The organism is Alteromonas sp. V450 (genome assembly GCF_001885075.1).
Classification (GTDB): Bacteria; Pseudomonadota; Gammaproteobacteria; order Enterobacterales; family Alteromonadaceae; genus Alteromonas.
Window position 1 is genome coordinate 3397970 of record NZ_MODU01000004.1, and the last position, 15034, is coordinate 3413003.

General features: G+C 42.0%; 12 protein-coding genes. 2 read left to right on the forward strand and 10 right to left on the reverse strand.

Annotation, left to right across the window (positions count from 1 at the left end; translation table 11 throughout):
* Window positions 1-132: 132 nt before the first annotated feature.
* The 7 genes from BK026_RS14945 to BK026_RS14975 form a co-directional block, all read right to left on the reverse strand.
* Window positions 133-948 (reverse strand): transporter substrate-binding domain-containing protein, encoded by an 816-nt coding sequence (locus tag BK026_RS14945; protein WP_256253835.1) that lies wholly within the window; start codon window positions 946-948, stop codon window positions 133-135.
* A 97-nt stretch (window positions 949-1045) separates the two neighbouring features.
* Window positions 1046-4117 (reverse strand): error-prone DNA polymerase, encoded by a 3072-nt coding sequence (locus BK026_RS14950; RefSeq protein WP_071816561.1) that lies wholly within the window; start codon window positions 4115-4117, stop codon window positions 1046-1048.
* Window positions 4117-5532, reverse strand: coding sequence for a DNA polymerase Y family protein (locus BK026_RS14955; RefSeq protein WP_071816562.1), 1416 nt, complete (start codon window positions 5530-5532; stop codon window positions 4117-4119). Before BK026_RS14955 ends, BK026_RS14950 begins: the two co-directional genes overlap by 1 nt.
* Window positions 5533-5534: 2 nt before the next feature.
* Complete coding sequence (gene imuA / locus BK026_RS14960; protein WP_071816563.1) at window positions 5535-6233, reverse strand: translesion DNA synthesis-associated protein ImuA; 699 nt, start codon at window positions 6231-6233, stop codon at window positions 5535-5537.
* A gap of 190 nt (window positions 6234-6423) precedes the next feature.
* Complete coding sequence (locus tag BK026_RS14965; RefSeq protein WP_071816564.1) at window positions 6424-6930, reverse strand: hypothetical protein; 507 nt, start codon at window positions 6928-6930, stop codon at window positions 6424-6426.
* On the reverse strand, window positions 6927-8684 hold the full coding sequence (locus BK026_RS14970; protein WP_071816565.1) for a DUF885 family protein: 1758 nt from the start codon (window positions 8682-8684) through the stop codon (window positions 6927-6929). The genes BK026_RS14965 and BK026_RS14970 overlap by 4 nt, the downstream gene beginning before the upstream one ends.
* Window positions 8685-8720: 36 nt before the next feature.
* Entirely contained in the window at window positions 8721-9056 is a 336-nt protein-coding gene (locus BK026_RS14975) for a DUF1820 family protein (protein WP_071816566.1), read from the reverse strand.
* Between the two features lie 242 nt (window positions 9057-9298).
* Between BK026_RS14975 and BK026_RS14980 the strand changes: the two genes are divergently transcribed.
* A complete protein-coding gene (locus tag BK026_RS14980; RefSeq protein WP_071816567.1) occupies window positions 9299-10936 on the forward strand; it encodes a M28 family metallopeptidase in 1638 nt (545 codons plus the stop codon).
* Window positions 10937-10980: 44 nt separating this feature from the next.
* Here the strand turns inward: BK026_RS14980 and BK026_RS19860 are convergent, their stop codons facing one another.
* Complete coding sequence (locus BK026_RS19860) at window positions 10981-11820, reverse strand: adenylyltransferase/cytidyltransferase family protein (RefSeq protein ID WP_256253838.1); 840 nt, start codon at window positions 11818-11820, stop codon at window positions 10981-10983.
* Between the two features lie 106 nt (window positions 11821-11926).
* Here BK026_RS19860 and BK026_RS14990 point away from each other — a divergent pair, with 106 nt between their 5' ends.
* A complete protein-coding gene (locus BK026_RS14990) occupies window positions 11927-12991 on the forward strand; it encodes a CDP-glycerol glycerophosphotransferase family protein (protein WP_071816568.1) in 1065 nt (354 codons plus the stop codon).
* Between the two features lie 80 nt (window positions 12992-13071).
* Here the strand turns inward: BK026_RS14990 and slmA are convergent, their stop codons facing one another.
* Both slmA and coaBC read right to left on the reverse strand, forming a co-directional pair.
* On the reverse strand, window positions 13072-13659 hold the full coding sequence (gene slmA, locus BK026_RS14995) for a nucleoid occlusion factor SlmA (protein WP_071816569.1): 588 nt from the start codon (window positions 13657-13659) through the stop codon (window positions 13072-13074).
* Window positions 13660-13767: 108 nt separating this feature from the next.
* Entirely contained in the window at window positions 13768-14994 is a 1227-nt protein-coding gene (coaBC, locus tag BK026_RS15000) for a bifunctional phosphopantothenoylcysteine decarboxylase/phosphopantothenate--cysteine ligase CoaBC (protein WP_071816570.1), read from the reverse strand.
* Window positions 14995-15034: the final 40 nt, after the last annotated feature.

Below are 15034 nucleotides of genomic sequence, written 5' to 3' on the forward strand. Positions count from 1 at the left end.
CTGCTCCTTAAAGTTAGTTATTTAAAAGCAAAATCTTTTCCAGAAATTAAGTGTCTTAAAATCAATGGGTTGGGTTTTTTTTGAGGGGGATGAAAAATAAGAGGCGTGCTTTTTACGTATTTCTAGTAGAAATTACAAAGGGCTCCACACTGTTTGTGAGGTCAGTTGCTGTCTGCTCATTAGTGATTGAATTAGCAATGTGTTGTTAGTAATTCCATATTGTTGTTTAAGCAATGACACAGCTTCTGAATTGTCCTTTAAGAACGCATCAAGTTGTTCGATAACATTGTCGTAATGTAATGTTGAAAGGGAAAATTCAACGGAATTATGCGGCAATGTAAGGTCTGCAGTAAAGGGACCAAGTTGTGGTGAATCAAGCTCATAACGCCTTGCTACATTGTATTCTACATCCATTGCGTCAACAGTGTTTTGTTGAAGAAGTGATAGCCCTTCAAATATGGACTTTACGCCAATCACATTCAGTTGCCCGCTTTTAATTTGTGACTGCCATTTTGCGGGTGTGAAGCCTAAGGGTATAGCTAATTTTTGAATGCGCTGACTTTGTTCTTCTAAGCTTACACGTTTTACTAATGTAACAGCGAAACTATCAACGATAGAGCGTGAGTAGACCTTTGCTCTATCTTCAGCATTCCACCGTGGGTTATCGGGAAAAACGAAATCTACATTACCTTTTTTAAGCTCTATTTGAAGGCGTTCTACGGGCATGCTGAGATAAACAAATTCGTGCCCTGAATGTTTAGCAAAAGCTTCCAATACCGCCCAGCCTAAACCTTTTTCGTGTTCAGATGCAAAATTATAATAGGGATAATAGTCTATGTTTTGCGCGCCAACGATGTAGGTTTTTGCATGAGAAAATGGCGCGAATATAGCTGCTGCAAAGCTTAATATTAGAATGGCAATAAGTTTATTATTGTATTTAAACCGCACCACTATCGTCCCTTTACCTATATCTAGTGCAACTGCAACGTTAGAATTTCATGTTAACAGTAGTATACTATTTATACTGACACAGTTTTGATTTTGGTCAATGGAAATCTCTGGATGGAATAGACAACGCGCTTAACCAAGATGTCCTATCTATTAATTTTCCTGCGATAACGTGTATTACACCTTCTTTTGAACGCTCTAAGATGCCGTTGACTTGTAGCAGCCTAGCCTTCAAAAAGGCTTGCTGTTGTTCCCTTGCCGTAGATTGCCATACTACAACATTAATGTTGCCCATATCATCTTCTAGTGTAAGAAATGTTACGCCCGAAGCTGTACCTGGGGCTTGGCGGCCAGTTACTGCCCCTAATACCTTCACGACAGATTTGTTACTCTTTGTTGCTAGTGTGTTAGACCAAGTAATATCTTTTAGCTTGTGTTGACGTTTTAGTAAGGTGATAGGGTGGTAATTTACTGACAAGCCTGTTGCCGCGTAGTCCTCTAGCATGTTTTCAGCTTCGCTCGGTGTTGCGTTGAGTATATTTCCGCTAGTATCGCAATCAAATAGAGGGAGGGTTGCTTGGGTGTCCATTATCTTCCACCGTGTCTCATATCTATTTCCTGCGATATTGCGCAGTGCATTTGCGCTCGCTAAGGCCTCAAGCTCGTTACTCTTTATTCTAAGCATTTGTATTTGCCGTAAGTCTTGGTAGCCTTTTCCTCTTTGTTTTACCAGTATTATTGCTGCCTGTTCGCTAAGCCCTTTTATTAGTTTAAGCCCAAGCTGTATCTGCTTGGTATCCTCTTTTACAATCATGGTGTGCTCCACAGCGGAGCTGTTTACGCAGGGGGCATGCACTTGTATGCCGTGGCGTTTTGCGTCTTGCACTAATTGAGATGGTGAATAAAAGCCCATCGGCCAGCTGTTGAGTAAAGCAACATAAAACTCAACAGGAAAATAGAACTTTAGCCAGCAAGAGACATATGCCAATACAGCAAAAGATGCAGAGTGTGACTCAGGAAATCCGTAACCGGCAAAGCCTTTTATCTGCTCAAAAAGATTATGTGCAAAAGTCGCGTCATAGCCTTTTTCAGTCATGCCCTTAATGAGCTTATCTCGAAATTCAAATATTCGACCATCTTTTTTCCAGCTCGCCATTGCACGGCGCAGTTGGTCCGCTTCACCACCAGTGAAGCCAGCTGCAACCATTGCCAACTGAATAACCTGTTCTTGAAAAATAGGCACGCCCATTGTGCGAGATAACACTTTTTCAACTTCTTTTGAGGGATAACTGATAGTCTCACCACTGTGTCTACGAATTAGATAAGGGTGCACCATATCGCCTTGTATAGGCCCGGGGCGTACAATCGCGATCTGTACTACTAAATCGTAGTATTGGCGCGGCTTCAGTCGGGGTAACATCGACATTTGCGCACGCGATTCAATTTGAAATACACCTACTGTATCGGCTTCACAGATCATGTCGTATACCTGTTTGTCATCTCCTAGTTTAGTAATGAAAGGTATATCGATATCAATTGGATACTGTTTATTGATAAGGTCAAATGTGCGACGAATAGCACTCAACATACCCAGCGCAAGTACATCAACTTTTAATAGCCCTAACGTTTCTATGTCATCTTTATCCCATTGAATAATCGTGCGATCCTCCATTGACGCATTTTCAACAGGCACGAGTTCATATAGCGGACCAGCACTGATAACAAAGCCTCCGACATGTTGAGAAAGGTGGCGAGGGGTGCCTAGCAACGCATTAGTTAACGCAATAAGTTGCTGTACTTTACTGTTATTTGGATCCAAGCCTAATTTAACAAGCTGAGATTGCCACGGAATAACGTTATCTCGTCGGTTGATTTGTTTTATAACAAAGTCTAGCTGCGATTCCCTAAATCCAAGCGCTTTGCCGACATCTTTGAACGCAGACTTGAAACGATAGCAAATCACAGTAGCAGCAATTGCCGTTCGTTCCCTGCCGTATTTTTCATAGATATACTGAATAATTTCTTCACGACGCTGATGCTCAAAGTCTACATCTATATCAGGGGGCTCATTGCGCTCTTTTGATATAAAACGTTCAAAGAGCACATTAATTTGACGAGGATCTACAGCCGTAATTTCCAAGCAGTAACACACTACTGAGTTAGCTGCTGAGCCTCGACCTTGATATAGAATATGTTGCTGCTTAGCATATTGCACAATGTCATAAATGGTTAAAAAGAAATATTCATATCCCTGCTCTTTTATGAGAATCAGTTCTTTTTCTATAATGGCGCGAATATCCAATGAGAGTCCCTCAGGAAAGCGCTTTTTGATCCCCTCTTCCACACACTTTCTCAAATATGAGGTAGGGGTATAGCCTTCAGGAACAAGTTCTGCAGGGTACTGATAGCGAAGTTCGCTGAGTGAAAAAGTGAATATACTGGCAAGTTTATGTGTGTTGAAAATCCACTTTTCAGGGTAAAGCTTCTTTATTTTGTGTGGTGTACGCAAACTTCGTTCAGCATTGCTTAGTGCAAGCCTGCCTATCCTATCTACACTTGTGTGGTGTTTAGTCGCGTGTAAAACATGTTGTAATGCTAATCTGTCTGCGTGGTGCATAAGGGCACCAGTACACGCTATTAAAGGAAAGGGATATGTTTCTTGCAGGTAATTATAGTGGGAAAAGCGGTGATGGTCTTTGCCGTCAAGCAAACGTTGTGCTCCCACGTATACGTCAATATTTACGCAAGTTTGTAACCATTTAGCCCAGTAGTTATCTTGTGTTTTATCTAAGCTTGGTAGCCATATAAATTTACAGTACTTGATGGTACGCAGATCCCATTCAGCAAGTTTATATTCCCCTTTTTGTGAGCGACGTCTTGCATTAGTAATAATACGGCATAGTTCGCTATATGCTTTTTTATCTGGACAAAGTAGTACGAAAGACAGTGAAGCATCAAATACAAAATAACTGCCAATAATTAATTTCACAGGTAGGCGCTGGCGCGTTATTTCATCATACGCGCGCACAACCCCTGCAACCGAACATTCATCTGTAATAGCAATTGACTCGTAGCCCAAAAAAGAGGCGGTAGTAACAAGCTCAGCTGGTGATGATGCGCCACAAAGAAAACTGTAATGGCTTTGACAGAATAGTTCGCTGTACTGCATTAGCAAAAGATACCCTGAGTCCACCACTGGTTATCTTCATCCTTAAATATGAGCATGCGAACCCCTTGTTCATTTTGTGCAATAAAATAGTCACGTTGGTAAGGCGTACGATGCCACCATTCGCTGCTTAGTCTTACCGGTCCAAAAAAAACCTGAGAGGGAGCAGTGAGGGGCTGTGGTGATGAAAAAGTAAATGTCGGTGCAATGTCACTTCGGTATGCATGAGAGGGTTTAGACGGCGCATTTACCGTCATGTTCTCAAATTGGTGGCTGTCCACAGCTTTAGGTTGAAACGTGCTGTTGTCACCTAATTTGGCATTAAGTCGCCCAATAAGCTGCTTTTGAGCTATATCATTAAATCGGTTACTGAAAAAATCATTATTGTTGCCTTCTACGCTTTCAAATTTTTCACAGGACAGCGTGACTGCGGTAGCAGGTTCAACAAGCTCGATATTCTCTATTTTCAATGCCAATAGCGCGACCCAGCTTTTAACATCAGACTGTAAAATGGCAGATTGAATCGAGATATTCATCGCAGGCGCTTCTCTAAAATGAATTCCCACACAAATTTGCAAACTTTGTAAGTTTCGCGCCCTTAGATAATGTGAAAAATGTTCAAGCTGTTGCGTAATGTAAGGTATGAGGTGCTGAGTATTTTCAATGTCAAAAGGAAGTTGAGATGTCAGCACAAAATGAGAGGCAGGCCTGAACAAGGTGACGCGTGGATAAGTTTCACCCCGCAATGCGGTGAGATAGGTTATGGTGGCGTTGTCGAAGCGTCTTCCAAGTTCATGTACAGGCATTGCCAATAATTGGTGTACTTGCGTTATGCCTACACGAGAAAGCGATTCCACAACCTTGGACGATAATGCGGTATACGAAAGAGAGCATTGAGAAAGCGCTTTCTTGATTTTTTCGGGGTGTACTATATACCTATTGAGCTTTTGATATGCCAGTACCTTGGCGGCATCTATTGTCCATGCGGTGGCGAAATAATAATGTGTTTGAGACTGTGTGAGTTCATGGCGCAGCGTATTCCATAGCGCCCGATGGCCGCCGTAATAGTGTGTAAGGTTGTCCAGCCTCACAGCTAAACCATTATGGTTATCTAGCACCATATCTGATGCAAATGGATAGAGCCGTGTGGCCAACTGGGTAAGTAATGAGTGCTCATTATCGGCTTCGAATGGCAAAATATGCACTTCAGGACAAAACGCTGCGGCCTGCGCAAGTCCGTGACCAACCTCAATGCCAGCTTGTTGCGCGCTACTGTTTATTTGCACAATAGCATTACTTTTATTGCAATATACCACAGTAGGAGAAGCCTCTGTGTCCATCGTATTAATGTGCTCGAGCGATGTTCGAAGATGCGCATCCAGCGTTAGTTGGTAGCAATAAAAATACCCCCACAACATGGTTAGCTCACAACATGTTGTGCAGCCTGATCAGTGACTTTGTTCTGCTGCATGGCCCATTGAATAGCATGATTGTCAGGCGTCCAACTATGGGGGATAACAATGTTATGTACTGGCCAGCCATGCCGCTGTTTCTTTATGTTAACTGCAAGCTTTTGATCTGTGGGTTCTAATGTAATGTCTAGGGCAATAGGGAGAGATTGAATATTCTCTTGCAGTGAAACTTGAAGCGGGGTGTATAACAAGCACAGTGCGTCATTATGTGCTGCAGCTACCTGAAGTCGGCGTGCAGCTTTACCTGAAATAGCGCTATTCCAAAGCACAACGCAGTGACATGCTGTGCTCTTCAAGCATTGCTCTGCTGCCCATAATGCGTCGTCTTCGGTGTCTGTGTTTACAACTAATACCTGTTGTGTGTTGAATCCTAAATTTTCTAACCAAGGTGTTTGTAGCATGCCTGGCGGATTAATAAATATCACCATTTTATGTGTACGTTGGCTACACAGTACTTTCTTAAAAAGGGTCAGCTCTCCTACACCAGTAGACGATGAAACTCTTATTAACCCAGAAATAGCAATACCGCCATTCAAAGCGGTGTCTAAACTATCAATACCCAATAAAAATTTTGGATCTTTGGTATTTTTTTCGCTAGCCCGCCATATGTGCGGGTGCTTGTTGAGCGTTAATAGTGACTTTTTCATAAGACTCAAAATGAACTGTATTTTTATACAGTATTATAGTGCAGCGTTAACCCTTTTCAAGATAAAACATGAAAGAGAAAATCCGCATTTCGCTAACTTGCTGAAAAGCCTAAAAGGATAAAGATTAAATTTGTGAAGGGTGTAACTAAGCCGCCTAAATTATTCGGCGGCTTATGGAAAGCATGTTTTTTTAAGAAGGAGTATCTGTAGAGGACGGTGTTTTTGTGCCTGTTACCGTATTTGTAAGGTGCTGACAAAAAGCAATGAATCCATCGGCAGTATTTTTAGCCCAAACCATACGAATACTGCTTGGTAGATCTTTTACAACTTCTTTAATTTCTTCTAGGCTGATGTCTTCGTTAGACAGTACCTTATTTAATGATTCTTCTAGCGAATACCCCTTCTCACAACAGTGCATAACAATGCCGGAAAAGTTCTGCATCAATGGGAATAGTGCATCGTACTGAGCTTGGCTTATAAGCTTGCTTTTAAACGCACTTTCCATACGAGCACTGAAATTCTTTTCCAGCGCATCGGTAACGAGTACTAAATTCCTGTAGGCATAAGTGATTTTACTGTTAGTTTGCTTGTTAGTGTTGCGCAACAGCGCTAACTCTTTCTGTAAATTTTGAGCGCGCAGTACAAAATAAATTAAAAATAAAACGAGTAGCCCAATAACCCCAAATGCAACCATCATTTTTCTTTTGCCTTTTGTTCTTGTATGAATGCGTTTATGTGTTGTTCTAAGATGAATAAAGGAACGGAGCCGTTTTCCAAAACAGCGCGGTGAAACTTACGTACATCAAAGGCCTCGCCCAATTCTGCTTCGGCTTTTGCACGTAGCGCTTTAATTTTTATTTCTCCAATTTTGTATGATAACGCCTGTGCAGGCCATGAAATATAGCGGTCGATCTCTGTGTTAACGTTATGTTCAGAAAGGGCCGTGTTGTCCATCATATAAGCTACAGCTTGGTCTCTACTCCAGCCCATGGTATGCATACCCGTATCCACAACCAAGCGGCATGCGCGCCACATTTCATAGCTTAAACGCCCAAAATTATCATACGGGTCTTCATAAATTCCAGCCTCTATACCTAGGAACTCAGAATATAACCCCCAACCTTCACCAAAAGCAGAAATGTAGGTGTTACGACGTACCATAGGTAAATTTTCAAGCTCAGCGGCTAATGATATTTGTAAGTGATGGCCAGGTACTGCCTCATGGAGGGTTAATGCAGGTAATGCGTACAAAGGGCGTTTATCTAGTGCATAAGTATTTACCCAATAGTAGCCAGGCTGATCGTCTCGGCTTGGATGAATATAGCGTCCTGTTGTGTATTTTGGCGCAATCGTATCTGGAACGGGTGCCACGCCATAAGGTGTTCTAGGTAAGTACTCAAATAGCGAAGGCAGTTTAGCATCCATTTTTTTAGCAATAAATGAGGCTTCTTTTAGCAACTCTTCTGCGCTGGTGGCGTAAAATTGTGGGTCTGTACGCAGAAATTTGATGAAGTCATTGATATCGCCTTTAAATTCAAGCTCATCAATGACTTGCTGCATTTCTGCGCGAATACGCTTCACTTCTGATAAACCCAGCGTATGAATTTCATCTGGTGTCATATTGGTCGTTGTGTAGTGCTTCGCTCTGTTTGCGTAATAAGCTGTACCGTTAGGCCATTTATTTGCTGCAATATCGTTACGGGCGTTAGGCATATACTCTTCTACCATGAAGTCGTAAAAGCTTTGGTAGGCGGGCATTACCGTTTGGGTAATGGCATGAATACCTTGTTCCTTAAGTGTCGCTTTTTGACTGTCAGAGAAGTAGTCAGGAAAACGAGAGAACGGGCTAAAAAAACTACTATCTTCAGGCTGTTCGACAATGTATGCAGCTATAGACTCTTCAAAGCCCTCTAATACCACTTTAGGTTGTGTGTAGCCCTTTTTTAGCGCTTGTTTCATGTAGGCAATTTGCTGCTCAAAGTAGGGCTTTAAAGCGTGCAGTCGGGCAATGTATGCGTGATAGTCTTCCACTTTCTTAAAAGCAGATAGGTTAGGAAGCGAAGCCATTGCGCCATGAAAGCCATATTCTGAGTTAATTGGTACTAAATGCGCTTCGTACTCATATTCATCAATGTAGTTAGCTAAGCGGTACTGCTGCATCAATAACGCAATATACGCATCTTGTGAAATATTTTCCGGGTGATAATGCTTTAACGCATTTTGAAATGCTTTCCACTGCTCATTTTTTGTGGCAAGTGCTTTTGGAGAAATATCTGGTAAGACACCGGCCTGTCTATCATCGCCGTGACGAGAAGCTAGTAAAGGGGAAACGGAAAGCTCATATTGCCAAATGTCATCAAGAAGTTGATACAAGCTTTCGTCGTTGTAGGGCTTAGCAGATAGACTAGCGCTGCTAAACAATAATAAAGCTGCTAAAACGTAGCGATACATAAGGGTCTCCGGCAACCTTTACCGGAACCCCGGCGGTTACTCTTTCGTTGGTGTATATATTGGGCTTGGAAATGCCGTTACTTTATCAGATTTATTTTCCAATTTAGTAATTTTGGCAGAACCTTTTTTATTTACAGCGTCAATCCGTAAAATGTTGTGCATAGGAATGTAAGTTTTTGTTACCTCAGCAAATTCTGATTTTAAGCGTTCATGGCTAGGGTCCACCACAACGCTGGTATGCGTGTCCCAAACAAAATCGCCAATTTCAATAAAGCCAAACAAGGCCCCTTGAATTAACGTTTTTACATATAGCTCATACCGCTCCCCATTGCTGATAAACTGGACACGGTAAAGTGTATTGTCTTTTGACATGTGCTGCTTTTGAACCTTAAAAAATGAAAAGATATCGTTGTAGATACAGAATTTAAAATTCTACAACGCTCTTAAAATACGGGCAACGGTAGAAAACTTATGTTGAGCGCAAAGATCAAAAAGCGTGTTGTAATGTATAGTATTGTGCCGTGATAAAAAGAGATAGGGCAAACTTACGTGCCTTAGCACGTGAAGGTAAACTGCGGTACTATAAAGTCACAATGTAAAACGGTGAAATTAGAATGATAAGAAAACTACTCGTAGGTAGTGCGGTTGCAACAATGGCATTTGCTGCCACAGCGCACAACCACAACTCGACAGAAAATGAATTTAATCCTGATACTCAGCGGATCAAGTCTCATTTGTTTTTTTTGGCAGACGATCTGTTAGAAGGGCGTGATACAGGTTCCCGTGGGCATGAAATAGCATCGCTATACATCGCCACAGAGTTTGCGAAGTATGGTTTGAAGCCGGCTGGAACAGATGGTTACATGCAAAGCGTGCCATTTCGCAAAGCTAATTTAGTGCAAGAGTCACCCACGTTTACTTATACGTACAATGGCGAAACGCTAAGTTTTGATTATCCCAAAGAATATCTAGCGGGCCCAAGTTTGTTGAGCACAGAGTCTCACGTGAAAGGTGAACTCGTTTTTGTTGGTTATGGCATTGTAGCGGACGAATTGTCGCACAACGATTATAAAGGCCTTGATGTTGAAGGTAAGATCGTTGTTACGCTTGCAGGTAAGCCAAGTGACTTTCCATCAGAGGAAGGGGCTCACTTCGCGTCAGGCTATCAAAAGCAAAAATACGCTGTCGAGAACGGTGCTATTGGTATGATTACCATTACTACGCCGAAAAATGAAAAAGTACGCCCATATCAAAGTCGTCTGAACTATATTCATACGCCACGTATGGCTTGGCTGGACGAAGAAGGCCAACCTGCAAATAGCTTTCCTCAGCTAAAAGGCGGTGCGTACATGAGCGAGGGCGCAGCAAGAACATTGTTTGAAGGTGCAGAAAAAAGCCTAGACGATGTTTACGCTGTTCTTGAAGCTGACAAAGTGCCCACTGGCTTTGCACTGAAAGGCACCGTAGACATTAGCAAAAAGAGTACACATGACACCATAACCAGTCCTAATGTGGTAGGTGTATTAGAAGGTTCTGATCCCAAACTAAAAAATGAGTATGTGGTTTTTTCTGCTCATTCCGATCACATTGGTTTTGCCAAAACAGTTAAGAAAGACAATATCAATAACGGTGCAATGGACAATGCGTCTGGTACGTCAGTTATGTTGGAAACGGCTCGTTTGTTTAGCGAAATGGCTACCAAGCCTAAGCGTTCCATTTTATTCGTTTCTGTGACAGGTGAAGAAAAAGGATTGTTAGGTGCAGACTACTTTGCACGCAACCCAACAGTACCTTCAACAGCTATGGTCGCGAATGTTAATCTTGATATGCCTATTTTAACTTATGAATTCGCTGACGTGATTGCTTTTGGCGCAAACCACAGTGACCTTCAGAAGTCGGTAGAAAAAGCTGCTGCGAATGCGGATATAGCGCTGAGCCCAGACCCATGGCCCGAGCAGGCATTATTTACTCGCTCTGATCACTATGCATTCGTGAAACAAGGTGTGCCAGCGGTATTTGTGGTGCCAGGGCTAAAATCTAAAGATCCAAATGTAGATGGAAGCAAAGTGTTCGGGCAGTTTTTATCTACGCATTATCACAAGCCAAGTGACGATATCCATCAGCCGTTTAATTGGAAAGCTGCTGAAACATTTACCAAAGTAAATGCGCAAATTGGTTGGACACTAGCAAATCAGAAAGATAAGCCAATGTGGAATGACGGAGATTTCTTCGGCAACACGTTTGGCCAGTAATACAATGCGGGGCTAATACGTTGCGTTTTAGCCCCACTTTCCTGTCACAGTTTTCTTTTTAAAACCGTCGAACTTACGTTTGGCGTGTAGTCGAAATAAACCATTTCACAGGTAACGCTGGGATACTTTCCCTTCCAATCTGATCCAACAGAAATCGCATCAATATTATATTCATCTACCACTTTCTGCTTGTTTTTATCGATTTGCGGTATGACCTCATCAACGAATCGATTTGATTCAAGAATAGAAATCCGTTCTTCAAAAGGAATAAGTGGCGGCCTACCTTTAGACTTAACAATTAACTCGTCGGTGGACACTCCTACAATCAGGTAATCGCAGAGTGCTTTGGTTTTCTTCAAAATGTTTAAATGGCCCTGATGAAATATATCGAAGCACCCAGACGTATACATTCTTCTATATTTTTTGGTTGTTACTGTCGTATTTTCGCTAAGCAGTGCAAAGTCTGCCTTAAGCGTCGACGTTAGTTCAGCCGTATAAATATCGTCTAGCTCAATTGTTTCACTTAACACTGGCGGTTTCGGCCAATGTCGATCTTCAAACTGCTTTTCACAAAAGCTCACAGGGTGTTCGTAGCGAGGAATAACATGAAAATGCACGACAGGATCAACCATCATCAGCATCAAGTAGTTTATTTTGCTGAAGTTAAAGCGTTTTTTAAGTACACTTTCTATGTGAGAAACTACTTGTTTTTGCTCTTTTAACGCTTCTTCAGAAATATCAGCGTATTGAAACACATCTTCTTTACAGATGAGAATTAACGAGCCAAGCGTTACTTGTCCTGGTCGTAATAAAACGTGCCAGTAGTCGTATGATTTGATGAGGCTTTCTGGATATCCGAATTTCGATAAAGTAGCGTTTAGCATGATTCTCGCGGAGTAAATGAACAATCTCTTTATTGTAATACAAACATAATTCTACGGATAGGCGCAGACTTTTTCGTAAGTAACAACAGTAATCGATAAAAATATCATGAAAATAGCTTTTGACACCGTCAACGTATACTACTTACCTCAATTTATTCCTATAGCCGATGAGTTGGCTAAACGAGGGCATCAGGTGATGCTGGTATGTTATAGCAATAAAAACGATGCCAATAAGTTTGAACAAGTGTTGTCGTCTTTAGCTTATGAGTATGTATGGGTAAACGATGAAAAAGCTGCAAGGGACTTATACCTAAAAACAACGCCAGACTGGATATTTTTTGGCAACGCATTTTCTTATTTGGATGATATCCATAAACACAGTAAAACAGCGCAGCTTGGTCACGGCGTAGGGCCTAAACCCAGCTACTATCATAAGTCTTGTACGCCGATGACTGTTAGGTTTATTGAAGGGAAAGCGCGTTTAGCAAAAATTCAGGAGCTTTATCCGAACGATGTTTTCATACAAGTGGGCTTTTCAAAATTAGATCCACTATTTAACCAGACGGAAGCAGGGCTGGATTTTGCCAAGTTAGGTTTAGACAAAAATAAGCCAACGCTGTTATTTGCTCCCACTTTCAACCCTAGTTCATTAGAACGATTTCCCGATGATTGGCCAGCCCAATTCAGCGATTTCAATGTGCTCATTAAGCCTCACACTTTTACATATACTCGCGAGTCATACAAAAATCAGCGTAAAAAATTGCAGAAATGGGCGCAATTCGACAATGCATATGTTGCAACCGAAGTGGATATATCGCTACTTCCATTTATGCGTGACGCAGATATTCTAATAAGTGAAGCATCTAGTACGTTATTTGAGTTTGCAGCACTCTCTAAGCCTGTCATTGTGTGCAACTTCTTTAAATTGAAGTGGTCGTATCGTGGAATATTTAAGTATCGGTTTAAGAAGCGATTCGGCAAAGATAATGTCATTTATCAGAATATTGGCATACATATAAACCGCTTTTCTGAATTAAGAGAAGCCGTGACTAAACAGCTGAATGATGATTCACTGTTCGCAAAAGAGCGCAAAGAATACACAGAAAACCACGTAGGCCCCACAGATGGCAACAGCTCTGTGCGCATCGTGGACTATATTGAAAACAATTAGCGCGTTGCAAAGCGCTACTCTAAAGGCAGTAGCGCAATTAATTATATGTGAGCCAAGCGAGAGTGTGCCTAAGCAAATGTTTAAATAAACATTTGCTTGAACGCTGCCCATTGCTCGTTAAATTGCTCAGTAGGCTTACGCGTGAAGCCACTGCGGATAAAGCTATTTATTCGACCATCGGTATAGCTAATCAGCATATTTGCTATAACGGCTTCATCTGCCGACAGCGTTTTACCTTCTCGTAGCTTTCTCTCTCTTAATACTTGTTTAAGTTGCGTTTCTAAGCGCTCAAAAAGTTTGGCTATGCGTGCGCGTAAGCGGTCTTGCTCACCCATTAAAGCGTCACCATTTAATATACGAGTAATTCCCGGGTTCTTTTCAGCAAAGCCAAGAATGAGATGCAAAATGAGTTGGCAGCGCGTAAGTGAGTCTTTTTCTTCGTTCACAATTTTATTAATTCGAGTGAACAATGTCTCTTCAATAAATTCAATCAGTCCTTCGAACATACGCGCTTTACTAGGGAAGTGGCGGTATAGGGCTGCTTCTGATACCCCCACTTTTTCTGCTAGTTTAGCTGTTGTAATACGTTGGCCTGGGCTGGTTTCTAGCATTCCAGCGAGTGCTTGCAGAATTTGCGCTCTGCGATTGGTTTTTTTGACTGCAGGCATGACGAAAATGTTTCCTCTGCGTCCGAACAAAAGCGTTCGGGTTCCATATTAAAGGCGACGGGCGCCAAAGGTGTTTTATTTATTATTTTATCGGCACATTATTTGTGCCTAGTTGCTTTTATTCATCGCTAAAAACTGTTCTGCGATAATAGTCAGCAATTGCTCCGCTAGCTCGTTTTTAGTGGTAGCCGGTAGTTTCTTATCACCAGTACGCCAGATAACGTGCAGCGCATTTTTGTCACTATTAAAACCTAAACCAGCTGCAGTAATATTATTTGCAGCAATCATATCCAGGTTTTTCTTAGCTAATTTTGTGCGAGCGTACTCTTCAACGTTTTGACTTTCTGCAGCAAAACCTACACAGAAGGGTCTATCTTTTCGGCTCGAAACAGTAGCTAGAATATCAGGGTTTTTGGTAAAAGTAAGTGTTAACTCATTGTCAGATTTTTTAATCTTATTATCAGCAATATTTGTCGCCCTGTAGTCTGCAACAGCAGCTGTACTTACAAAAATATCCGTATTGGGTACCTCTGCTTGGCATGCATTTAACATATCTTCAGCAGTAGTAACGTCAATACGCTTACAATCGGGTGGTGTGGGTAAGTTCACTGGACCTGCTACTAGTGTAACGGTGGCACCTAAGCGTGCAGCTGCTTGTGCAATAGCAAAGCCCATTTTTCCAGAGCTGTGATTAGAAATGTAGCGCACAGGGTCGAGAGGTTCACGTGTTGGACCTGCTGTCACTAAAACATGTTTACCCTTTAAGTGACTTGGACTGTGTTCAGAAGTTAGCTGAAAGGCATCGCTCAGTAGTTGTGCAATATCTGCCGGTTCAACCATTCTGCCAGACCCTACATCCCCGCAGGCCTGTTCGCCACTAGCTGGGCCCAAAAAATGCGCATTACGCGTTTTCAGCGTTGCAACGTTGTGTTGTGTTGCTGGCGCCTTCCACATTTGCTGGTTCATAGCAGGAGCGATAAACACGTTTGCAGTAGTTGCCAAGTACAAAGTGCTAAGTAAATCATCGGCCATACCATGTGCGAGCTTCGCTAAGCTATTTGCTGTAGCAGGGGCTATAAGTAAAATATCTGCCCATTTTGCAAGTTCAATATGGCCCATTGCAGCTTCGGCTGCCGGGTCTAGCAAATGTTGATGAACCGGATTCCCTGAAACAGCTTGAAGTGACAACGGGCTGACAAACTCAGCAGCGGAACTGGTCAATACAACGCGAACGTTGGCGCCCAACGCAGTAAGTTTGCGAACCAAGTCAGGCGTCTTGTAAGCCGCTATACCACCTGTTATCCCAAGTAAAATATTTTTATTCGCTATCGACATCGTAAATAAAACTCAAATTAATTATCTGTAGCCTAACATG